Raw genomic sequence first — 23,222 nt, forward strand, 5'->3', positions numbered from 1 at the left:
TTTTTAGTTTTTTTAGTTTTGATTTGTAAAAGAGAAGATCCTACTAATCTTGTGTTACCTCTACTGTAGGCTTTCCAGCTTCTACTAAAACTTTACTTCTAACTAAGAAAAATCCAAGCAGCATCATCATGAATCCTGTACCAATTAGCATCCATTCAATTGCAATATAGTCAGCTAAAGGGCCAAATACCAGCATACCAAGCGGCATCATAGAAGTGGAAATCATTGTTAAAATGCTAAAAACTCGCCCAAGAAAATTTTCTTCTACTTTTTCCTGTAACAGTACCATTGATGGGGTATTAAATAACGGCATAACTACACCACAAATACTCGTAATCGTCAGGTAAATCCAGAAATTTGGTATAATTCCTAGTAAGAAAGTACATAAACCTGTCAAAACACTTGCCATCATCATGGTATGGATCTTATTTTTAAATCCTCCCCATATAGCAATGATTATTCCGCCTATCAACATGCCAAGAGCAAATGCGACTTCGATTGCAGTTAAATACCAAACATTATTACCAAAGTTTCTTGTGACCTGAAGTGGTGTTAAAAAGGCAACAGGCGCAGCTAAGACAAAAAATATCGCAAAAAAGGAAAAGAATTTTTTTATAAAATCATGTTGTTTGATATACAAATATCCTTCTTTTAAATCTGTAAAGTAGGAAGACTGTTGTTTTTGAGCTGCTTTTGCATGTGAATGTATAGGTACAAAGACAAAAAGAATTGAAATTCCAATAGCAGCCGTGATTACATCGATAAAAAAGATAGATTCAATCGAAACCGTTGCAAATATTGCACCACTAATCATTGGGGATATTAACATAATGAGGGATTGAATACTTCCATTAAAACCATTTATCCTTGTTAATTGATCTGCAGGAACCAATTGTGGAAGTGCAGCGCCAACTGCTGGAGTCTGAATCCCAGTACCAAGTGCACGAATAGCAGAAATAACAAAGAGTAACCATATTTCATCATAACCAATTAAAAACACAATAGCTAATAGCAAAGTTGAAATAGCAATCGAGGCATCTGCCAAAATAATGAGTAGTTTTCGATTATAGCGATCCGCCCATACACCTGCAAAGGGAGAAAGGAAGAAGGCAGGAACAAATCCACAAATAATCGATATGGTCATCATCATACCTGATTGCGTGTTTAGAGTGATATACCAAGTTATGGCATATTGAACGAGAGAGGAGCCAAATAGCGAAATGGTTTGACTGCTTAGAAAGAGAATAATGTTCCTCTTCCAATGATCCATTGAATATAGATTTGTCTGTGTCATATTTTTCATCCTTTTGCTTTGTCTTAAATGCGTCTCATACTTATTCAAGATTTGTTTGTGAATTCCTGTTTATCAGGATAAAAATAATCGTCAGTAATGATCACTAAAATGGCACATTGGATAGACAGGAATTTGCAAAGTTAAAAAGAAGACTCCCATTATTTATAATGGAAGTCTCCTTTTCTTGCTTGAGTTGTAATTGGGTAATGTAACATGGGGATTAAAGCAAAATAGTATAAAAGTTTATCCAGGAAACCGTTTATCCGTTGAAGAAGTAGATTTTGTCTTTTCCTTATTTTTTTCATCTTTTACTTGTTCGTTTAATTCTTCAACAGGGATAGGATCAACATTTTGCATTGATTCATCCATATCAAAGATGCTTTCTTTGTCTGTATCCACCAAATCCGGGTTATCTAATAGACGTTCTTGTTCTAATTTTCCTTCGTGTTTATAACGCATCATATCATCCTTTCTGTTTTAATTTATATATCCTTTATATATAAATACGAAACATTTTTTACATATTCTTTTCAGAATGTTTAAATAGGTATTAATCTTAATATGGTATAGTAGATTAGAAAATTGGAATTACGTGACATAAAACTATGAAAATTAGTTTATAAATAGTGGTTTATAGCATTTATTATTTTTTGAAGACAGGAGGGGGACTATTTATGGAAAATGCAATTGAGGTGCAAAATCTAAAGAAAAACTATCAAGAAAATAAAGCAGTGAAAGGTATTTCATTTGAAGTAAAACAAGGGGACTTATTTGCTTTTTTGGGCACAAATGGAGCTGGAAAATCGACTACCATTGATATTCTGTGCACTTTGACAGAAAAAACATCGGGAACAGTGAAGGTTGCAGGACATACCATAGGATCAATTCGTGCAAATGATGAAATTCGCAAGAAAATCGGTGTCGTGTTTCAAGATAGTATTCTAGATGAACGATTAACTGTTTTTGAAAACATCTGGCATAGAGGTGTGGCCTATGGTTTAAAAAAAATGGAATTACAAGCTAACTTTCAATTTGTTTCGACACATATGCACTTAGAAGATATTGCAAAGAAAAAATATGGAAAACTATCAGGTGGTCAAAGAAGGCGAGCTGATATTGCACGGGCACTTATTCATAAACCATCCATATTATTTCTAGATGAACCCACGACGGGACTTGATCCAAAAACTCGTCAATTTGTTTGGCAAGCGATAAAACAACTTCAAAAAGAAACAAATATGACCGTGTTTTTAACAACTCATTATATGGAAGAAGCAGCCGTTGCGGATGAAGTGGTCGTTATTAAAAAAGGTGAAATTGTAGCTCAAGGAACACCAAATGCACTTAAAGAACGATTTGCTTTTGATCAATTGCATCTTTCCTTCAAAATAGGAGTAGACGGTGCAAAGCGTTTATCCTCTTATAATTACACTAAAAACTTAGATACATTTACGATTCCTCTCAAAAAAACAATGGACGCATTAATTATTTTAAAAGATTTAGAGCCATTTCTTCAATCGTTCGAAGTATTAAAAGGAACGATGGATGATGTGTTTATCAGAATCAATGAGGGTGGTGACGTTGCACATGGCAACAGTGATGAGCTTAATCAGCAGGCATTCGAAAGTATTTAGAAGAGAAAAAGCAACCGTATTTTTCTCATTATTATCTGTTATTATTGTGATCTTGTTATATGCATTATTCTTACAAAAGGTACAATTGGATTCTATTTCGCAAATGGTGAAAGTGACGCAAAATATGAAAACCATGGTAAATGAATGGATGGTAGCTGGCCTTCTTTCCATATTAACCATTACTACAACGCTCGGTTCATTTGGAATTTATGTAAAGGATTTAGAAACAAGGCGTGCAGCAGATTTTTTAACCATGCCCGTTTCCAGAGGTGCATTGTTAATAAGCTATGTAATTAATGCTTTTATAATAGGTAGTGTATTTTCATTGATTGCATTCATTGGCTGCGAAATATTCCTTTTTGCAACAGGTGGAGATTTAGTAGATTTTATTACACTAATCAAAATTATTGGGGTACTATTATTATCTGTCATCTTAGCAAGTACTTTTAACTTATTATGCATTTTATTTATACAATCTCTAACAGCTTTTTCAACATTGAGCACCATAATCGGTACAGTAATTGGTTTCTTATGTGGTGTTTATGTTCCGATGGGTGCACTCCCTGATTATGTACAAAAATTTATGACAATCTTTCCACTAAGCCATCCAACTGTACTTCTAAGAGGATTATTCATGAACGATTCATTAAGCAAAGTATTTGCAGGTGCGCCAAAAGCCAAAGAAAAGTACATGTCTATTTATGGCGTTACCTATGAATGGCATCAACAAGTCATGTCACTAAATACACACATTATGATCATCGTAGGAGCAAGTATTTTGTTTTGTGTCTTGTCTATATTGATTTTCAAAGTAAAAAATAAATAACTTCTAAGTCATTTATCAAAACTTTTTAGTAAGCTTGACACAAACAGTCTATTCTACTATTCTTTTATATGACGTAAATTTTAGAGGTTCATAGCGCAAACCCTCTTTAAAAAACTATGGAACATGCATAATTGCCATGTCCACAAATTTTGCGGACGTGGTTTTTTTATTGGGATATTGTGTTATGGGTTTCTTTCATTTGAAGGAGGACTTTATATGTCAGGAAGAACGCAAGAACAAGGATTAAAGGATTTAACCCTTTTAGGGAACCAAAATACAAAATATTTATTTGAATACACACCAGATGTGCTAGAAGCAGTAGATAATTTACATACCAAAAACGACTTCTTTGTTAAATTCAATTGTCCAGAATTTACAAGCCTTTGTCCAATGACAGGTCAACCTGATTTCGCGACAATGTATATATCATTCATTCCAGACAAAAAGTTAGTAGAGAGTAAATCGTTAAAATTATATCTATTCAGTTTCCGAAATCATGGGGATTTTCATGAAGATTGCGTCAATATCATCATGAATGATTTAATCAAATTACTTGACCCTCGATATATTGAAGTATGGGGTAAATTTACACCACGTGGTGGATTATCAATTGATCCATGGTGTAATTATGGACGTCCCGGTACAAAATATGAAAAAATGGCAGAACATCGTTTGCTAAACCATGATCTTTACCCTGAGAAAGTAGATAATCGCTAAGGCAAATGAGATATCGTAGCTTTCTTACTTATTCATGTAAGGAAGCTTTTTTTAAATGCTTATTGACGAATATATTGTATATCAAAAATTTAAGCGAAAATTTTTGAAATGTAATATGATTGAGAAGAAATCCTAAAAATAATCAGGTGATTATATGCCAGCACTAACAATGGATCAAGTGTTGATGCTTGATACATACAATGTTTATACGACAAATCCAAAGCGTACTCTTTTTACATTAGAACGTGTTCATAAAGAATTTTTCCAAGAAACCGAGTTTGCGGACTTAATGATTGGTATTACGAATGCATCATCAAAAACTGCAGCGATTTCTCATTTTTCGAAACGATTTGGCCAATTTATCGCAATGCAATTTTATATGCTAACGGCTTTCGATGAAATTTGGGATGGAAATGAACGGGATTTGCAATTTGATGCAACCAATGAAAATGGGCTCTATACAATTTGTATGTTTGCCAATCCAAATGATTGGCGTTATGTAGATGATTCGGAGCGTGAAACGGTGATTTCGACAATCCTATATAAACAATGTTATCAAATTGTGCAAGATTTGCGAAATACTACCTCCATATCACCCCGAGTTATTTGGGATAACTTTTTTGTTCATATAGTAGGAGTATATGCTAAATTACTGGATAACCCAATGCTTGCTGATAGAGCAATGGAAGATTTAGAAACGCTGGAATCAAAGGAAGTTTGGGCTCGTTTTAGTGATCAATCATTATTTTATGATTATACAAAGGGCAAAGCACCTGCTTCACTTGTGAACCAACCAATTCGAAAATCATGTTGTTTATCAAAAGATATTCCAGGACTTGGCGCTTGCGGATATTGTCCACTTGAACATGTATAATAAGAGTGAAGCACATACAATCATGTGCTTCTCTTTTTCTTGAAAATAATAAATTCAGTACATGAAAAGAATGAATAAATTACATAATTAGAATGGAGACTTCATTTTGAATTATTGTCATAGTATACCTCGTTTTGGACAACACTTTGAAAAAGGGGAATGGAAAGAAAATACACTTGTTGATGGTAAAGATGGAGAGTATTGGGGCGAAAGCGTATGCGGGTTAGCATGCTTAAGAATGATTATGGGTCACTATCAGTTACAAGTTCCTTCGGCATATAATTTACTTATAGAAGGGATCCAATTAAATGCATATTGTGAAAAAGGCTGGATTCATCAAGGGTTAGCAAACATTGTAGAGAAATATGGTATACAAGCAAAACCCCTTTCTATAAATGATGGAGAAGAGCTTGAGATGTTACTAACGAATTATGGCCCAGTTATTGCATCCGTCACTGGGAAATTACCTGAAGATGGTCGAAAGGGTGGGCATTTAATCGTCATATGCGGAAGATATATGGAAGACGGAGAAATGATGATATCATTCCGAGACCCATCAAAATGGGGCAAACTCAATAGCACTGTTTCAGAAAAGCGGTTGCTGGCAAGCTTTACTGGACGTGGGATTGTATTTATGAATCATTAAATAATTGAACAAGTTTTAACTTATAAATTTTTTTCAAAAGATAAGTCAAATATATTGACTAATGGTTAGTAATCTTATAGGATTTAATTGACTAGTGAGTCAGTTGAGGTGAAAGTTATGGTACAAGCAGATATTCGTAGACAAGAAAGAGAACAACAACTGATTAGCATAGCACTTGAATTATTTGCAACGGTCGGATATGAGCATACGAAAATTTCCGATATTGTAGCCCGTGCAAATGTATCTCAAGGAACATTTTACTGGTATTTTGACAGCAAAGAAACTATTGCGATCAAGATGCTAGAAAAAGGCAGAGAAAATGTGCTAAAGGCTATTGCTATTGGGTATAGAAAGTCGAAAGCTTCAATAGAAGAATCTGTTCAATCAACGAGTCTTTTATTTGAACATATTTTTCAATTTGCCGAGGAAAATCCCTATTTAATGTACATACTATTAAAAGGAATCCACTCTCAACCCATTTTGCAACAAAAGGTTGATGAAATTAAGGCGGATATGGAAGATGCCTTTGCCAAAAATATTGAAAGAGCAAAAGAGTTAGGAATGGTAAGTCAACCAATTGAACCAAAAATGCAAGCGGTGTTTATTATGAGCTTGTTTGAAGGTGTATTATCTAGGTGGTTATTTCCAAAACCTAGTAAAGATCATCCATTCTCTGACAAAAAATTGAAGCAAATAATTAAGGAAACCGTACACTTTGAATTCTTTGGAATATTCGGTGTATGAAAATAGGAGGAAATAATTACATGAAAAAAGTAAAATGGCTGTTATTTATAGTTGCCGCATCCGTACTTGTGCTTAGTGCATGCGGTGGTACAAGTACAAATAAAGGTGCTACTCAAAATGCGACTGGTAATAAGCTTCAACAAATTCAAGGAAATGGCGAAATGACCATAGGCATTATGGGAACTTATGCACCATACAACTTTATGGGAAAAGATAAACAATATACTGGATTTGACGTTGATATTGCGAAAGAAATTGCAAATCGTTTGAATGTGAAACCAAAATTTGTAGCACAGGAGTTCTCTGGTTTAATCCCAGGATTACAAAAAGGAAAATTTGATGTGCTTGTCAGCCAAGTTACAATTACAGACGAACGTAAAAAAGCAATTGATTTTTCAGATCCTTACATCACAAATGAAGTAAAGGCTATTGTAAAAGAAGATAACACAGATATCAAATCAACAGCAGATTTTAAAGGCAAAACAATTGGTGTTGGTCTAGGAACAAATGATGAAACATATTTGAGAAATGATTTAATGCCAAAAGTTGGCAATTTTAAAATTAATACGTACGATGATGTCATCACAACTTTAAAAGATTTAGATGCAGGGCGTATCGATGCAACGATTAATAATGTATTTGCATTAAAACCGATTGTTGAACAAAACGGTTACAAAATTAAAGCGGTAGGACAACCAATTAAATCTGACAAAGCTGCCGTTGCTGTGAAAAAAGGGAATCCTCAACTAGTTGATGCAATCAACAAAGCGTTACAAGATATGAAAAACGATGGAACTTACAAAAAAATCTACGTTAAATGGTTTAATGAGGAACCACCAGCAGAATAAAGAAAGTAGGAAATACGCATGGATTTAATCATTGAAAATATTCCTTTTCTATTGAAAGGGGCATATTACACATTACTCATCACAGTGGTATCCATGTTCTTTGGTTTAATCATAGGCTTACTTGCTGCGATTGCTCGAATTAAGGGCAATCGCTTTCTTCGTAGTATCGCAAGAACCTATGTTTCTATTATTCGAGGAACACCACCATTAGTTCAAATTGTAATCGTCTATTATGGTTTAGTGGACTATGGAATTGAACTTGGACCATTAACAGCAGCATATATCTCATTAAGTATTAATATAGGCGCATATGTTTCAGAAGCCTTTCGTGGTGCGATACAGTCTGTGCCAAGAGGACAAACGGAAGCAGCTCTTGCTACAGGAATGACAGAAAGACAAGCGATGAAACGAATTATTATTCCTCAAGCCATACGATATGCCATCCCACCACTTGGCAATACGTTCGTGGGTATGTTAAAGGAAACTTCTCTAGTATCAGTAATTGCGGTAACTGAATTGATGCGTTCAGCTCAACTATTAGTCGCTCAATATTATGTATACATGCCTTTCTATCTTTCAATAGGGATTATGTATTGGATTATGAGTACGTTCTTTACATTCATCTTAAACCAAGTAGAAAAGCGATTATCTGTATACTAGGAGGTGTGTGTCATGATTGAAATAAAGCAACTTTATAAAAACTATGGAAGTAATGAGGTCTTAAAGGATCTCAATCTAACTATCCCGGCACATCAAGTAGTAGCTGTTATTGGGCCGAGTGGTTCAGGGAAAAGTACATTTTTAAGATGTATTAACGGTTTAGAAGAAATCTCTTCGGGTACGATTAGTGTAAACGGCCAAGAAATTGATGCACAAGCATCAAAAAAAATAGTTCAAAAAGCAATTTATGCGATTCGTCAAGAGACGGGGATGGTTTTTCAACAGTTCAACTTATATCCACATAAAACGGTCGTAGAAAACGTTATGGAAGCACTGTTAGTTGTGAAGAAAATGGAAAAATCGAAAGCACAAGAAATTGCATCTAATTTACTAAATAGAGTAGGTTTAGCAGATAAAGAAGAAAGTTATCCCTCACAGCTATCTGGAGGACAGCAACAACGTGTAGCTATTGCTAGAGCTTTAGCAATGGAACCTAAGTTAATGCTATTTGACGAACCCACTTCAGCGCTTGATCCAGAATTAGTAGGAGAAGTATTAAAAGTAATGAAAAGTTTAGCTGAAGAAGGAATGACCATGGTCATCGTTACACATGAGATGAACTTTGCAAAAAATGTAGCAAATCGTATATTGTTTATGGCAGACGGAGTGATTGTCGAAGATGCAGAACCTAAAACCTTTTTTGAACATCCTCAAACACCTAGGGCTCAGCAATTTTTAAAACAAGTGAACGAATTTTAAGGAGGAATGGCAAATGCAAATTACAGCAAAATGGCAAGGCGGACGCGCATTTGAAGCAGTTGGAGCATCAGGTTATACGATGTCAATGGATGCAACAGCAAATTATGGTGGTGAAGGAAAAGCTCCAACACCAACAGAAATGCTGTTAAGTTCAGTCGCAGGTTGTATCGGTATAGATGTCACGATGATACTAAAACCACATTTAGATAAAATCACAAACATAGAGATTATCGTGGATGGAACTCGTCGCGAAGAAATGCCAACTGCTTTTACGAAAGCACACCTTACATTTAAAGTCGATGGTGAAATCGATGCACATAAAATTTGGAGAGCGATTAAGCTAGGTGAAAAAAAATACTGTGCGGTATCTGCATCGTTAAAAGCAGAAATAGCGCATTCACTTATATTAAATGGTGAAGACGTACCTTTTGAATAATATTTTTTATAATGAGTAAGGAGAAGCATGAAAATTCTCCTTGCTTTTTTCTATTCATACAAAATATCCTCTTTCTTATTTCATATTATAATATCGAAGACCTAAGATTATTGGTTTAATTACTGAAAATATTGTCAATTCCTGATGAAAATATTTTATAATATACATACAGTAATGAGAAAGAGGAAATTTCATGAATAACAAATTTTCTATTGGCCAAGTGGCTCGATTAAATGATTTATCGATTAAAACACTTCGTTATTATGATGATATTGGTTTATTTAAGCCATACTTTGTGGATGCTTATTCAGGTTATCGCTACTATACTGCTGAACAATTTAAAGAGTTAGATATTATTTTATATTTAAAAAAAATGGGGATTCCTTTAAAAGATATAAAAAAACAACTTGAGAATCGTAGCCTAGATGATTTTATTTCAATTTTAGATAGTGTTCGGAAAATAACGCGAGATAAGATTGAAGTATTAAAACAAATTGAGATTGGACTAATTTCGAGCGTTAGAGAGCTGGAAAATTCCAAGAACAATGAAAGTATTGGAAAACCTTATATTGAACAAATTAAATCTCACCACATTGTTGAAGTCAATAAAAAATTCGATTCTTTAAAAAATATGGAATCAGAAATCAGACAGCTTAAAAAGAATAACGATTTAAACTTTCCTTATACCATAGGAAATATAGGTTATATTAAAATATTAGAAAATAAACATTCATTATATGATGGGATTTTCATGTTAGTTGATTACAAAAAGAATCAAAAGTTAGACAAAATAAAAATAATTGATGATGGAAAATTTGCTGTCATCCGATATAAAGAACACTCGAATACGATGAATGAAAAGAAAAACATAGATAAGTTAATTCGTTTCGCAAAAGTCAATAACTACCGTACAGAAGGTCCTCTATATATTCGGAAAATAGTGGATGGCGTAATCTCAAATTATGCAGATGAATGGATGAAGGAAATTCGAATCAGGATTTATCCAAAGGTAGATATTTAAAAAAGGAACCACAAGTTTTCTTGTGGTTCCTTTAATTGTGTTCATGACAAGACTATTTAAAGTAGTTCTTAATTCTTTCTTCTTGAATAATTTCGATGGAATGACCATCTTTCATTAATTGCTCAGCTTTTAATAGTTTCGAACTCTTATGACCTAATGATAGATTATTCCAACTGCTATTACTGACAATTAATATATCAGTGTGAGTATTTAATGAATTGCTAAATACTCCTCCGAGAGATTGAATCTTCTTAGCTGCCATTGAGCGAGTTAGTCCTTCTAGTCCTCCTGTAATCACAATCATTTTCCCTTTGAAGTAAGTTGTTGAGGGAATATATGTGGAATTAGATAGAGTAATCATTTTAGATTTGGTTAAGTCATGTATGTTAAAGCCATCAATGTACTTTTCAAAATGTAATACAAGTTGAGCAATTATTTCTGATTTTGAAAGTTCAAGGGATATACCATAGTGATTAGCTAGAGTATGTATTGAAAAATACTTTTGATTAGTCATTTTCGTTTTTGAAAAGGAGAGAGTACAACCAAAATCACAATATGGCATAAGTTGATTGATCGACATGCAGGACTCTTCAAGCACCGCGTAATCAAATGCTCGATAATATGAAATTACAGTCTGATTCGTAAGCCATTCATTTAGTATAGGATAAAACTCCTTGAAAGTAGGTGAATGTTGGACCATATCCTCTGTTATTCCATGTTGGGACGTGTGATATTCATCAAATGATTGCTCAGGGTTTATATATGTAAATAGAGAATCCGTTATTTCGTTCTGAACGACTTTTATGAGACCAATGGAACAAATACTATCCCTCCATTGATTTGCTGTGTCTATGCTTATTGCAATAAAATCCAAAAAACTGCCTCCTATTGATACATCTAATAATTTCTTTTTATTTTATCACATACATAACGAAACAATTCAATCATAGTATAAAAGTGTTGAGGTAGATTTAATATGAAATTGATAGAAAATTTCGTATACTATTAATTAGAAAGATTGAATTATAAAGAATTTTTCGGGGGTGTAATAAATGAGAACACGTGTAACAGAAGTTTTAGGTATTAAATATCCAATTATTCAAGGTGGACTAGCTTATCTTGCCTATTCTGAGTTAGCTGCAGCAGTATCAAATGCTGGGGGACTTGGACAAATCACTGCAGCAACCCTTGGAACACCGGAAAAGCTGAAAGAAGAAATCCGTAAAATTCGTTCATTGACTGACAAACCATTTGGTGTAAACTTTGCTATTTCTAGGCATGATGGAAAATACGAAGATTTATTGGAAGTTGCTATAGCTGAAAAAGTATCAGCAATCTCGATTACTGGAGGTAATCCACAACCAGTATTAGAAAGGCTAAAAAACGAAGATATTCGCAAACTTGTATTAGTTTCTGGGGTAAGACAAGCTGAGAAAGCGGAAGAATTAGGAGCGGACATTGTAATGGCTGTCGGACAAGAGGGCGGAGGGCACTTAGGTCGTGAAGATATTGGTACGATGGTTCTTGTGCCAAGAATAGCAGAATCCGTTTCAATTCCAGTGATTGCTAGTGGAGGCATTGGAGATGGTAGAGGATTGCTTGCAGCGTTTGCACTAGGAGCCGAAGGAATTGAAATGGGTACACGATTTATCGCAACAAAAGAATGTGTTCATGCGAACGAAGCATATAAACAAGCAATTATAAATGGTAAAGAAACAGATACAGCTGTGATTATGCGTTCCTTAGGTGCACCTGGAAGAACAATTAAAACAGAATTTACCGAAGAAATTGTTCGTTTAGAACAAAAAGATGCTACTTATGAAGAGCTAAAAGATATGATAAGTGGAAAAGCAAATCGTAATTTCATTTATGATGGCAATCTAAAAGAAGGATTTGGTTGGGCTGGCCAAGTGATGGGACTTATTCATGATGTTCCATCTGTTCAAGAATTATTTGATACGATGATTGAAGTCGCAGATTCTAGCAGAAAAAGAATAGATCGAATTTTAGAAGAAAACCCAGTAGAACATTAATAGGTTAACCTATTTCTTAAAGACTGTTGAAAACTTGGAAGCTAAAGTTATCTTCAGTCTTTAATTTTGTTAATATTTAATGATTAAAATGGAAAACATAACAGTTATGAGTAGCAGAATAATAATTTACAGACGTTGGAGGACCTATGATGAACATTATGATCGAATGGGTTTATAGAACACCAAAAGGCGCCGAAGCTATTTTTCGTTCAGATGAAATTCCTGCAGAAGTTGGGTTGAAATTAGCCCAGGATATCGAGAAAACAGGGCGCGCTAAAAGTATAACTTTCATCGATGAACACGATAGTACTTGGACATTAAAAGAAATGAAGAAATATTTAACAGAGGTAGAGGGTGAGCCGCATAATATCACTGTCTATTTTGACGGTGGTTATGATCGACAAACAAAAGTATCTGGACTTGGGTGCGCAATTTACTTTGAACAAAATGGCAAACCATACAGACTAAGAAAAAATGCTCAAACAGTGGGCTTAAATTCAAATAACGAAGCCGAATATGCAGCTTTAAATTTAAGTATTGTAGAACTTGAATTATTAAATGTGAAAAATATGAATGTCCGATTTGTTGGAGACTCTCAAGTTGTTGTGAACCAAATGAGTGGCGAATGGGCAGTAATGGAACCCGAATTATTAAGCTTTGCTGATCGGATTGATGATAAATTAAAAAATTTAGGAATTAAGCCGGAATATGAACATGTTTCCAGAAAAATGAACACTGAAGCGGATCGATTGGCAACGCAAGCGATACATGGTATCGAGATTGTTGCACAAATTGAACTAGTTCTTGAAAATGATTGATTTATTCTTTACAAACCAAAAATCTTCTCCCAACAAATCGGAGAAGATTTTTGTGCGTTAATTACTATTTGATAGAAAAAAATATTTAACCAACTTATTAAATAAAAGAAGTCAATGTGGGAATACTGTCAATAATCACTAAATGCCTATACGTAATACTTGGAGGAGATGCACCATGAGAAAAAGATTAATGTTAACACTGTTCGCCTTAGTAGCCGTAGTCACCTTGTCTGCTTGTGGAAATAATCATGATAAAAAGTTTGATATAAATAATAATGTTAATTTAGCACCTGATGATAATTTAAATATAGAAACCCAGCAGTCTGTTTCAGAACAAAATCACATTGACCATTCAAATACAGGAATTGTTCCGAATAATATAATAAAAGCAGAGAATCCGACTTATCAAGTTGGTAGCCGTATTATCATCAATGCTAATCATATGAAAGGAATGCAAGGAGCAAAAGGGACGGTCGTCGGTGCCTATGACACGATAGCTTATACAGTTAGTTATAAACCTACAACAGGTGGAGAAGAAGTGAAAAACCACAAATGGGTCATTCAAGAGGAAATCAAGAAACCGGATGACGTAGTTTTAGCTCCTGGTGCTAAAGTGACATTAGAAGCTGACCATATGCCCGGAATGAAAGGTGCCATTGCTACAATCGATACTGGAAGAAAAACAACAGTCTATATGGTTAACTATAAGCCGACTAACGGAGGAAAAGAAGTGAAAAATCATAAATGGGTCATTGAAAGCGAATTATCATCAGAAAAATAAATAATATTAAACTTTACAAAAACTTTATTTTTAGTATTTCAAAAAAAGAAAGGATGAATTTACTAGGTCAATGGAAATGTTTTTGTGTATTCTTTGATTATATTAACTTATCTAACATAAGATTACTCTTTTGCCGTTGAAATGTGATTTAGAAATTCCTTATTTTATTGAAGTAAGCTTATTGCAATACACATTTGTAGTTCGTTTATATAGTTAATGGACTTCCGTCATTTTGTTACTATTACTCGTTATATTTTTTATAAGATTATTTAAAAATCATTGACGAGAAACATAAAATTCATTATATTTTGAATATACTATTTCCTAATAACGGAAATTTTTTACTTGATGTGGAAAAAAGATAGGATTGGAAATGTGGATTTAAATGTTGAAATTAAGAGGGTTAAGGAAAAATCCCTAAAAGTATGGCTGAAAAACTTTTAAAATAATACTAGTTTACTCTTCTTAATCGTACACCGCGTAAAAACTACACCTGAGTGAAGCCGTCCTGCAGCCCAAGCAATCGGGATTTGTGGGAGGCAAACTGCCCGTAAATCTGGATAAAAGCACATTCTATTGCAAATCCTGTACGTCGGAAAACCCCAATGATTGAAGTTTCACTTTATCACATGTTTGATTTGAACAATTAAAGATAATAAAAAGATTAGATTCGAGTATCAGGGATTTCTATGAAAATATCAAATTAGAGAAAAGGGATGGTGTTGGAAATGATGTGGAATACACCTGAAAAATTACGGGCACTTCTTTTTGAAATTGTTGGTTGGGAAAGTCAAACATTGACTCAAGGTGAAAAGCTTTTTTCAAAAAAATTGGAAGCAAAGTTGCAACAATTAAATTACTTTCAAGAGAACCCTCACTATTTAAATCTGTATGACGTTGATTACGGAAGGCAAGTAGTATCTGCGTTATATAAAAACCCAAAAGTAAAAGAAACGGTTGTTCTAATAAGTCATTTTGATACTGTCCAAATTGAGGAGTATGGAGCACTTATGCCATTAGCTACAATGCCTGAAGAACTAACGAATGCTTTTTTTTCCAATACTCATCTTTTAAACAATTCTGCAAAAAGGGATTTAGAGTCAGGTGATTATTTGTTTGGGCGTGGAGTAATGGATATGAAAATGGGTCTTGCACTTCACATGCAGTTAATCGAACGTGCAATTGATGAACAATGGCCTATCAATTTGCTACTCATAACAGTTCCTGATGAGGAAGTAAACTCTGCAGGTATGCGGAAGGCAGTAATTCATCTTAAAGAATTACAAGCTCAGCAACAACTTGAGACGGTATTATTTTTAAACAGCGAACCTTCATTTTCACAAGACCCGATGGATACAAAAGCATACATTTACTCCGGAACAATAGGGAAAATCATGCCTGCTGCAATGTTCTATGGAAAAGAAACGCATGTAGGGGAGCCACTAAAAGGTATAACAGCCACATACATGAGTGCGTTTCTTACAGCAGAAATGGAATGGAATGACAAATTTTTAGAAAGTGAATTTGGTGAATTCACACCGTTACCTGTATCGCTACAGTTGAAAGATTTAAAAGAACAATATTCAACACAAACTCCATATAAAGCTGTAGCTCTGTACAATGTATTCTTAATGAATCGCAGTCCTAAAGAGATTATGTCAATTTTCGAAGAAGTAGCTACTACAGCAATGGAGAAATGTCAAAGTCGATATGATGCAATTTGCAAAAATCAAAACATTGAAGGGTTAGGGAAAATTCGTGTAATTCGCTTCGAAGCATTACGAGAATATGCTGAAGAAAAATTAGGAAATGAAAAGATTTCCGAAATAATAGCGGATGTTGTTGCCAATGAATTGTTAGACGATCGTGAAAAATCACTACGAATTGCTGATCAGCTCTTGATTCATTGTAAGGAATTAACTCCTGCAGTCGTGCTCTTATTTGCACCACCATATTATCCACCTGCAAACTCATCAGATAATACTCTAATTCAAGGTGCGATGTCTCTTTTATTAGCAGAAGGAGAAAAATTGAATATACCACTAAAACAGATTCATTATTTCAATGGTATTTGTGACTTAAGCTATTGCCAATTTCAAGCTGATGAAGATTGGCGAACTTATGAGAAAAACACACCAGTTTGGGGAGAAACATATGATATTCCATTCGAAGAAATATCTCAGTTTCATGCCCCAGTAATGAATGTAGGACCTTATGGAAAGGACGCGCATCAGATTTCTGAACGACTTCAAATGAAAAGTGGATTTGAGGAAATGCCAAAGTTATTAGAAGCACTTATTAAATATGTTTATTCAAATGGAAAGGTTAAAGAAAAAGACGTTGATATAAGTTAGTACATTCAATTAGTAATGAAAAGATTTCTTTAATCATAATTTATTTATAGAAAGTCATGAATGATCTTGATAAATATCGAGATGGAGGGGTGTAATGGGATTATTCGATGGCATAATGGGAAATGCCACTGAAGTAAGGTTAGATTTAGTTGAACATGAGGTAAAAGATTTACTGGCAAAGAATGAAAGAGTCGAACAAGCCTACAAACTTTTACGTGATTTGTTTGTTTTTACAAACAGACGCTTACTTTTGATTGACAAACAAGGTGTAACCGGCAAGAAAACAGAATACCACTCCATCCCTTACAAAAGCATTGTTCACTTCTCAATTGAAACAGCTGGTACATTTGATATAGAAGCAGAAATGAAGATTTGGCTATCCAATAGTGCAGAACCGATTGAAAAGAAATTCAATAAATCAATGAATATCTTTAAAGTTCAAAGCGTACTTGCCGATTATGTACTAAAATAACTTATAGCACTATTACAAGACTGCTACTTAAATGGACTGCGCTTTTCACGTCAAAGTAAAGTGCCTCTTATATGCTAAACGTGAAGAGTGTAGTCTTTCTTGCATTCCATTATATTTATGAAGGAATCCCGTTAATAAATTTTGGTCTAAAGTAAATAACTAGACAATTGTGTATGTCTAGTATATAATATATTCCATAAGGTTCTTATATGGAAAAAGTTGAATTCACATATTACAAAAGTAATCGTGTTTGTTCGATTCATTTTGTAATATGTGAATTTTTTTCTTTCAAAAAGCTTATGTATTAATAATTTTAATTAATGGAGGTCATTCAAATGACACAAGGTACTGTAAAATGGTTTAACTCAGAAAAAGGTTTCGGTTTCATCGAAGTTGAAGGCGGAGCAGACGTATTCGCTCACTTCTCAGCTATCCAAGGCGAAGGATTCAAATCTTTAGATGAAGGTCAAAAAGTTGAATTCGAAATTGAAGAAGGACAACGCGGACCACAAGCTTCAAACATTGTAAAACTTTAATTTTTAATAGTACGTTTTACGGTTTGAAAAACGAGAGGTAACCTATTTATAGGGGACCTCTTTTTTGTGTTAAAATTCCTTCATCAAATATTATGGTTGCACGTTAAATCTATATTTTTATGTTCGAATAATTATTGCATTCATATAATTAGAGTGATATTATTATAAATGTCGAATAAATTATGCGGAAGTAGTTTAGTGGTAGAACATCACCTTCCCAAGGTGAGGGTCGCGGGTTCGATCCCCGTCTTCCGCTCCATAAAACGGAGGAATACCCAAGTCTGGCTGAAGGGATCGGTCTTGAAAACCGACAGGCGGGTCAAACCGCGCGGGGGTTCGAATCCCTCTTCCTCCTCTCGAATGGGTCGGTAGCTCAGTTGGTAGAGCATTAGATTGAAGCTCTAAGTGTCGGCAGTTCGATTCTGTCCCGACCCATATTAAAGGATGTCCAAATATCATTTGGATGTCCTTTTTTATTTTACATAGAATGAAAAGAGCAAACATCTTCATCCAAAAATTAAAATTTTTGTTGTGGAAAGGTAGTAAGGTGATACAATAGTTGTATTAACTAACTTCTAAACAGAATGGAGTTTAGGTATTATAATGACTGAAATTTCAATAAACAAAAGAAAGAAAGGTATTATACTAGTTTTGCTATCAGCAATATTTTGGGGAGTTGCTGGTACACTTGCACAATTTTTGTTCCAAGTAAAAAACTTTAATATTGAGTGGCTTGTTGTTTTACGGCTTTTATCTGCAGGATTTTTATTACTTGTATTCAATTATCCAAAAGAAAGAGAACGAATCTGGTCTATTTGGAAAAATAAGCATGATGTCGTAAGTTTACTATTGTATAGTTTTCTTGGCATGTTAGCAGTTCAATATACATATTTTGCAGCAATAAAGCATGGAAATGCAGCGACTGCAACTGTTTTACAATATTTATCTCCAATGATTGTCCTCTTATATATAGTAACTAAGAGCAAGAAGTTCCCGGCTAAAAATGAAACTCTATCGGTTTTTCTGGCAATTATAGGAACAATTCTGTTAGTTACACACGGAAAGCTTACAGACCTTTCAATTTCTGGCGTCGCGTTATTTTGGGGAATTGCAGCAGCTTTTGCATTGGCGTTTTATACACTTTACCCTCAAGGATTACTTGCGAGATATGGATCGATTGTTGTTGTGGGATGGGGTATGTTGATTGGTGGAATAGGTTTTAGTTTTATACATCAGCCTTGGCAGTTTGAGGGGATTTGGTCAATTTCCTCTTTCGCCAGTTTTTTATTCATCGTTATCTTTGGAACTCTGCTTGCATTTTATTTTTATCTTGAAAGTTTTCGTTATCTTAAGCCTAGTGTTGCCAGTGTTCTTGCATGTGTTGAGCCATTTGTCGCATCGATTTTATCAGTTATTTTTTTACATGTAAGTTTTGGTTTTTTTGAATGGATCGGAACCGCATGTATTCTTAGTACGATTTTTATTGCCTCAAAAAAGGAAACAAAAAGAGATGAAAAACATAAAGAAATATAGGCATGATTGGGTAAATGACATAAAAAAGAGAGTGAGAAATCCATAAGATTTCTCACTCTCTTTTGAATTATGATATTTATACTTACTTAAATAAACTATGTGGGCTAATCATAACAGATTATCACTAGTAAAATCAATTATTTTATAAATTTTTGTTTAGCAATTTAATCTTCAAATAAATCTTCTGCAAGATCTTCAATTTCTTCTTTAAGTTTTTTTGTTCCCATTTCATCTACTGTTATAGAATCACCATTAATTATTATTAAGTCACCTACGTTTGCACTATTCGGCATTTTTTCTTTCGGAATTTCAATTGTATGATCTTCAATTTCGATAATTGCTAAATCACCTTCAAAACGATCAATAATTCCTTTTTGCACTTATTTCTCCACCTTTACAGTTATAGATTTGCCATTTGATGTAAAAACAATATTACCATGTTGATCAGTTCGATAAACCTTAGCATGCACTGCATTTAATCTATTTAACGCATCATTAGTAGGGTGATGATATCTATTTCCTTCTCCCACACTGATTGCCGCAAATGTTGGTTTCAAAACTGCTAAAAAGTTTGAATTTGAGGCTTCTTTTGCTCCGTGATGACTTACTTTTAAGACATCAACTTTTTGTAATACACCTGCATTTAACATATCTTCTTCAGCAGGAGTTTCAGCATCACCTGTAAATAGAAATTTCTTATCACCATGTTGCATAAATAATACGCCGCTCCAGTCATTTAGATCACTTTTAGAATAATCTTTTACCGGACCAACGAAATGTAAATCCAACGATTGCTCATTAGTTGGAATTTGGACATCTTTTTTTGCTACTTTGATTTTAAGTCCTTGTGCTTTAACTGATTGTAAAAAATTTCGATACGCAATTGTTGTATGTGTGACACGTGGTGCATACACAGATTTAACAGGGAATGCATCGATAATATCTGGTAATCCTCCAATGTGGTCAGCATCTGGATGGGTTGAAATCACAGCGTCTAATTGCGATACACCTTGTTGTTTTAAATAGTCGATTACAATTTGTCCCTTTCCTTTGTTACCACCATCAATAATAATACTTTCTTTTGGCGTTTGGATAAAAATTGAATCACCTTGACCAACGTCGATGATATGTACTTTTACTTGATCATTTGTTGTTGTTACAGGTTTGACATTAGATTCAGATGTGAAATCTCTTTGATTTACAGCCTGCGTACATCCTATAAGTAGAACTATACTTAAAAGGGTTAAAAATAATACACTTAATTTATTTTTCATAGAAATACCTCCTGATTTATCTTATCATAGGAAGTGGTAGGGAACAAATGTTTGTTTGCTATAACTAACGAAAGATAGTTGAATCTCAGGTAGTATGGGCATAACAGTCTATTCCGTTAAAAGTAAAAGAAATGAGCTGTATCATAAGAGTTAAATCTTATGATACAGCTCATTATTATTCTCTATTCAATAGATATTTTATAATCATCCTTATTAATCATTTTAAACCTATATGCAAACAATCTAAGTAAGGCAACGTTTAATATTATTGGAAGGACGACGAACATGCCAATCATAATGATGATATTAGTAGCTGTCCAACCATTCGATGTAAGATTAATATAATTCAAAGGTCCGATTAAACCTGAAATACCAAATCCTGCACTCATTGGTGTACCTTGAATATTTAGTATTCCTGCTAGTGCACCTAGAATTGCAGCTGTAATTAGCATAGGAAATGCCATTTGAGGCTTCATAAAGAAATTGCGCATTTGAATTTTAGGTGAACCTAGAACATGGGCAAGTGCAGTTCCAAGTGAATTTGATTTGTAGCTTGCAATGCAAAGTCCAAATCCAGCAGAAACAATACCAAGGTTTGCAGCCCCTGATCCAATACCTGATAACATAATTACTGTTGCTACGCCAACTGTTGAAATAGGGGATAAGATCAATATACAGAAAATAACAGCTATAATAGCGCCCATAATAACGGGTTGTAAGTCTGTTACATAATGCACTCCAGTACCAATTAGTCCAGTTCCACTTTTAACAAACGGTAAAATAATATACCCTATCAAACCAGGGATAAAAATACTTAATGTTGGCATTAAAAGGATCGTATAGCCTTTTAACTTTGTTCCAATGAATTGCACAAATAATACTGCTAACGCTGCAGTAATCCCTGTATTTAATACAATTCCAATTCCTGAAAGTGTCATAATGCCATCTTTCATAGTCACAACCCCACTACCTACGACAGCAGCTAGACCAATACTTGCAGTCTGGATGGGTGTTAACTTAAAACTCATACCAACCATAACACCAATTAAAGCTGGTAACATACTCATTGCAATCACTGTTAAATTTAAGAGATGCTGTAAGAAAGGTGCTTGAGGAATTAATAGTTTGAAAATTTCCCCTACTAAAGCATTAGGAATTAAAGATACTACAATCCCTATACTCATTCCCGTTAATAATTTATTGAAAAACTCTTTCATGGAAATACTCCTCTCAACTAAGGTGGTTAATCTTTATAGTACTGTAGTTTAATGCTTTAAAGCGAAAAAGTAAATAGTAGATTTAAAATATTTCTAATTATCACGAAATTTTTTAGATTAAAATACATAGAAAATTGGGAATTAATGTACTACTTGTGATAATGAGGAGGAGAATTGATGAAAGCAGGAAGAATATTTAAATGTATTAGCTTTTGTCTACTCATTTTGCTCTTAACTGGTTGTATGGAGCCAAACCATTCAGTTCAAACAGGTACAGTAGATCAAATGGGTACAATTGAAATATCTAATACATTAAGAAACGAGAAAACTTACCAGAAGGGGATTCAATCATTTAATAATGGTCGCAATATAAAAATCTCTCCAGATGAAATTGAACACTTAAAAACGCATTATATTCAATTCAGAGATAATACTCAAAATTTAGTCATTGGTAATTATAATGTATGGCTTGATCAAAATAAGAAGCGGATTATCTTTACAGACTCGGTTAAAGAATATTCTTACTATGAAATTGAGGATAAGGATGCTCAATTTGTACAAAATTTAATGTTTAAGGATGAAGTAAGTAAATGATGCGTTGTATACTAAAGTAAAAACAGTTGGAGCGTGTAACAATAGATGTGGTTTTGGTATTTAGTAAGCCTGCTTATTAGTTTAATTGCAACATTTCTCATATATAAAATAACCCATGTTATTTTATTTATTTTCCCACCGCTTGCAGTCATTTTAGTTCATCTTTACTTTAAGCGGAGACCTAAGTGATTTTTTATTTAAAAAGGCTAATTGCAAATTCCATTGCAATTAGCCTTATTTTTATAACTCGTCAGCTACGCCTAAAATGATGATACCGATCATGACGATAGTGATAACGAAGTAGTGTTTTAGTGTTAATTTTTCTTTTAAGAATATTCTTGAAAGAATTACAGAGAAAATACTATAAGATGCGATTAAAGGGGCAGCAATAATGGCGTAAGCACTCATTGCGTATACATAAAAGAACTGGCCGGTTGTTTCTAGTAATGCGGCACATGCTTTATCACGTTCTTTGAAAATATTAAACTGGACTTTTTTTATACATTTTAAATAGATGAATGCTATGAATGCACAGATAAAGAATGTATATTCGTAAGCTAAAAGAGCAGCATCTTCGCTCATTAATTTTAATTCATCAAGATAAATTCCATCTGCGAAAGTTCCAGCACCATCTAATAATGCATAAATAATAGGGAACATAATAGCCATAAATCCGAGTTGATATTTTTTATCAATCTGCACATTGTTTAAGCGCATCACTTTACTTTCTTGTTGTTTTTCAACAACAGCAATTCCAATAACTCCGATTGACACAATGATTACACCTAATATATGAATCCAATCAATATCTTGATGGAAAAAGATGAATAGTAAAATAGCTGTAATAGCACCGGATGAGTTTTGTAATGGAGAAGAAATAGAAAGTTCTAAGTATCGAAGCCCAACATAACCAATTGTCATAGAAGCAATATAGAAGAATGATACAGGTAAATATTTAATCATATCAAAAGGATGAAAATCAATATCTTTATAAAGCATATAACAAGTTGCGTGAATCCCCATAACAAGCCCAACCATTACAACTATTTTTAAATGACTGAATTTGTCATTATGGTCAGAACCTCGCTTATAAAATAAATCAGCTCCGCCCCAAGCAAGAGCAGTCAGGATTGAAAATAAAAACCACATGA

The 23,222-nt window shown here is 33.9% G+C and carries 26 protein-coding genes and 3 tRNA genes; 22 read left to right on the forward strand and 7 right to left on the reverse strand.

Translation table 11 applies throughout. The features are described from left to right. Window positions 1-43: 43 nt before the first annotated feature. Both ACWV26_RS08765 and ACWV26_RS08770 read right to left on the reverse strand, forming a co-directional pair. A complete protein-coding gene (locus ACWV26_RS08765; RefSeq protein WP_455898209.1) occupies window positions 44-1,270 on the reverse strand; it encodes an MFS transporter in 1,227 nt (408 codons plus the stop codon). 267 nt (window positions 1,271-1,537) lie between these two features. Continuing rightward, window positions 1,538-1,756 carry a hypothetical protein gene (locus ACWV26_RS08770; protein ID WP_455897965.1) on the reverse strand — a complete coding sequence of 73 codons (219 nt, stop codon included), beginning with the start codon at window positions 1,754-1,756 and terminating at the stop codon, window positions 1,538-1,540. Window positions 1,757-1,968: 212 nt separating this feature from the next. On the opposite strand from ACWV26_RS08770, the gene ACWV26_RS08775 reads away from it, so the two are divergent. The 11 genes from ACWV26_RS08775 (at window position 1,969) to ACWV26_RS08825 (ending at window position 10,459) form a co-directional block, all read left to right on the forward strand. Beyond that, window positions 1,969-2,928, forward strand: a complete 960-nt coding sequence (locus tag ACWV26_RS08775; RefSeq protein ID WP_455897966.1) for an ATP-binding cassette domain-containing protein — start codon at window positions 1,969-1,971, stop codon at window positions 2,926-2,928. Continuing rightward, entirely contained in the window at window positions 2,882-3,754 is an 873-nt protein-coding gene (locus ACWV26_RS08780) for an ABC transporter permease (protein WP_455897967.1), read from the forward strand. Before ACWV26_RS08775 ends, ACWV26_RS08780 begins: the two co-directional genes overlap by 47 nt. 216 nt (window positions 3,755-3,970) lie before the next feature. Next, a complete protein-coding gene (gene queF, locus ACWV26_RS08785) occupies window positions 3,971-4,471 on the forward strand; it encodes a preQ(1) synthase (RefSeq protein ID WP_455897968.1) in 501 nt (166 codons plus the stop codon). Between the two features lie 154 nt (window positions 4,472-4,625). After that, the gene (locus tag ACWV26_RS08790) at window positions 4,626-5,345 is read left to right on the forward strand and encodes a Fe-S oxidoreductase (protein WP_455897969.1); all 720 of its coding nucleotides are present in this window, start codon (window positions 4,626-4,628) and stop codon (window positions 5,343-5,345) included. 106 nt (window positions 5,346-5,451) lie between these two features. Next, window positions 5,452-5,991 (forward strand): cysteine peptidase family C39 domain-containing protein, encoded by a 540-nt coding sequence (locus ACWV26_RS08795; protein WP_455897970.1) that lies wholly within the window; start codon window positions 5,452-5,454, stop codon window positions 5,989-5,991. Window positions 5,992-6,108: 117 nt separating this feature from the next. Continuing rightward, window positions 6,109-6,735 carry a TetR/AcrR family transcriptional regulator gene (locus ACWV26_RS08800; RefSeq protein ID WP_455897971.1) on the forward strand — a complete coding sequence of 209 codons (627 nt, stop codon included), beginning with the start codon at window positions 6,109-6,111 and terminating at the stop codon, window positions 6,733-6,735. A 20-nt stretch (window positions 6,736-6,755) separates the two neighbouring features. Beyond that, window positions 6,756-7,583, forward strand: coding sequence for a substrate-binding periplasmic protein (locus ACWV26_RS08805; RefSeq protein WP_455897972.1), 828 nt, complete (start codon window positions 6,756-6,758; stop codon window positions 7,581-7,583). A gap of 18 nt (window positions 7,584-7,601) precedes the next feature. After that, entirely contained in the window at window positions 7,602-8,243 is a 642-nt protein-coding gene (locus ACWV26_RS08810; protein ID WP_455897973.1) for an amino acid ABC transporter permease, read from the forward strand. Window positions 8,244-8,255: 12 nt separating this feature from the next. After that, window positions 8,256-9,002 (forward strand): amino acid ABC transporter ATP-binding protein, encoded by a 747-nt coding sequence (locus tag ACWV26_RS08815; protein WP_455897974.1) that lies wholly within the window; start codon window positions 8,256-8,258, stop codon window positions 9,000-9,002. A gap of 13 nt (window positions 9,003-9,015) precedes the next feature. Further along, a complete protein-coding gene (locus ACWV26_RS08820; RefSeq protein ID WP_455897975.1) occupies window positions 9,016-9,438 on the forward strand; it encodes an OsmC family protein in 423 nt (140 codons plus the stop codon). Between the two features lie 193 nt (window positions 9,439-9,631). Beyond that, the gene (locus ACWV26_RS08825) at window positions 9,632-10,459 is read left to right on the forward strand and encodes a MerR family transcriptional regulator (protein ID WP_455897976.1); all 828 of its coding nucleotides are present in this window, start codon (window positions 9,632-9,634) and stop codon (window positions 10,457-10,459) included. A 52-nt stretch (window positions 10,460-10,511) separates the two neighbouring features. Here the strand turns inward: ACWV26_RS08825 and ACWV26_RS08830 are convergent, their stop codons facing one another. After that, a complete protein-coding gene (locus ACWV26_RS08830) occupies window positions 10,512-11,333 on the reverse strand; it encodes an exonuclease domain-containing protein (protein ID WP_455897977.1) in 822 nt (273 codons plus the stop codon). Between the two features lie 178 nt (window positions 11,334-11,511). Between ACWV26_RS08830 and ACWV26_RS08835 the strand changes: the two genes are divergently transcribed. The 10 genes from ACWV26_RS08835 (at window position 11,512) to ACWV26_RS08880 (ending at window position 18,986) form a co-directional block, all read left to right on the forward strand. After that, the gene (locus tag ACWV26_RS08835; RefSeq protein ID WP_455897978.1) at window positions 11,512-12,492 is read left to right on the forward strand and encodes an NAD(P)H-dependent flavin oxidoreductase; all 981 of its coding nucleotides are present in this window, start codon (window positions 11,512-11,514) and stop codon (window positions 12,490-12,492) included. A 149-nt stretch (window positions 12,493-12,641) separates the two neighbouring features. Next, window positions 12,642-13,310 (forward strand): reverse transcriptase-like protein, encoded by a 669-nt coding sequence (locus ACWV26_RS08840; RefSeq protein ID WP_455897979.1) that lies wholly within the window; start codon window positions 12,642-12,644, stop codon window positions 13,308-13,310. A 175-nt stretch (window positions 13,311-13,485) separates the two neighbouring features. Then, window positions 13,486-14,091, forward strand: coding sequence for a YdhK family protein (locus ACWV26_RS08845; RefSeq protein WP_455897980.1), 606 nt, complete (start codon window positions 13,486-13,488; stop codon window positions 14,089-14,091). A 728-nt stretch (window positions 14,092-14,819) separates the two neighbouring features. After that, window positions 14,820-16,445, forward strand: coding sequence for a M20/M25/M40 family metallo-hydrolase (locus ACWV26_RS08850; RefSeq protein WP_455897981.1), 1,626 nt, complete (start codon window positions 14,820-14,822; stop codon window positions 16,443-16,445). 94 nt (window positions 16,446-16,539) lie between these two features. Next, the gene (locus ACWV26_RS08855) at window positions 16,540-16,917 is read left to right on the forward strand and encodes a PH domain-containing protein (protein WP_455897982.1); all 378 of its coding nucleotides are present in this window, start codon (window positions 16,540-16,542) and stop codon (window positions 16,915-16,917) included. A 335-nt stretch (window positions 16,918-17,252) separates the two neighbouring features. Beyond that, window positions 17,253-17,453: a cold-shock protein gene (locus tag ACWV26_RS08860; protein WP_455897983.1), complete on the forward strand. Its 201-nt coding sequence runs from the start codon at window positions 17,253-17,255 to the stop codon at window positions 17,451-17,453. Window positions 17,454-17,637: 184 nt separating this feature from the next. Then, a tRNA-Gly gene (locus tag ACWV26_RS08865) sits at window positions 17,638-17,712 on the forward strand. 6 nt (window positions 17,713-17,718) lie between these two features. Beyond that, window positions 17,719-17,808, forward strand: a tRNA-Ser gene (locus ACWV26_RS08870). Window positions 17,809-17,815: 7 nt separating this feature from the next. After that, window positions 17,816-17,888, forward strand: a tRNA-Phe gene (locus ACWV26_RS08875). Between the two features lie 168 nt (window positions 17,889-18,056). Continuing rightward, entirely contained in the window at window positions 18,057-18,986 is a 930-nt protein-coding gene (locus tag ACWV26_RS08880) for a DMT family transporter (protein WP_455897984.1), read from the forward strand. Between the two features lie 164 nt (window positions 18,987-19,150). On the opposite strand, the gene ACWV26_RS08885 is transcribed toward ACWV26_RS08880, so the two are convergent. From ACWV26_RS08885 to ACWV26_RS08895, 3 genes are all read right to left on the reverse strand, one after another. After that, window positions 19,151-19,366, reverse strand: coding sequence for a DUF3006 domain-containing protein (locus ACWV26_RS08885; protein ID WP_455897985.1), 216 nt, complete (start codon window positions 19,364-19,366; stop codon window positions 19,151-19,153). Further along, a complete protein-coding gene (locus ACWV26_RS08890; protein ID WP_455897986.1) occupies window positions 19,367-20,260 on the reverse strand; it encodes a ComEC/Rec2 family competence protein in 894 nt (297 codons plus the stop codon). Between the two features lie 182 nt (window positions 20,261-20,442). Next, on the reverse strand, window positions 20,443-21,477 hold the full coding sequence (locus ACWV26_RS08895) for a PTS transporter subunit IIC (RefSeq protein ID WP_455897987.1): 1,035 nt from the start codon (window positions 21,475-21,477) through the stop codon (window positions 20,443-20,445). 177 nt (window positions 21,478-21,654) lie between these two features. On the opposite strand from ACWV26_RS08895, the gene ACWV26_RS08900 reads away from it, so the two are divergent. Further along, window positions 21,655-22,071 carry a hypothetical protein gene (locus ACWV26_RS08900; protein WP_455897988.1) on the forward strand — a complete coding sequence of 139 codons (417 nt, stop codon included), beginning with the start codon at window positions 21,655-21,657 and terminating at the stop codon, window positions 22,069-22,071. A 240-nt stretch (window positions 22,072-22,311) separates the two neighbouring features. Here the strand turns inward: ACWV26_RS08900 and ACWV26_RS08905 are convergent, their stop codons facing one another. Beyond that, window positions 22,312-23,220, reverse strand: coding sequence for an EamA family transporter (locus ACWV26_RS08905; protein ID WP_455897989.1), 909 nt, complete (start codon window positions 23,218-23,220; stop codon window positions 22,312-22,314). Between the last annotated feature and the right edge of the window lie 2 nt (window positions 23,221-23,222).

It is taken from the genome of Rummeliibacillus sp. JY-2-4R (assembly GCF_053847205.1).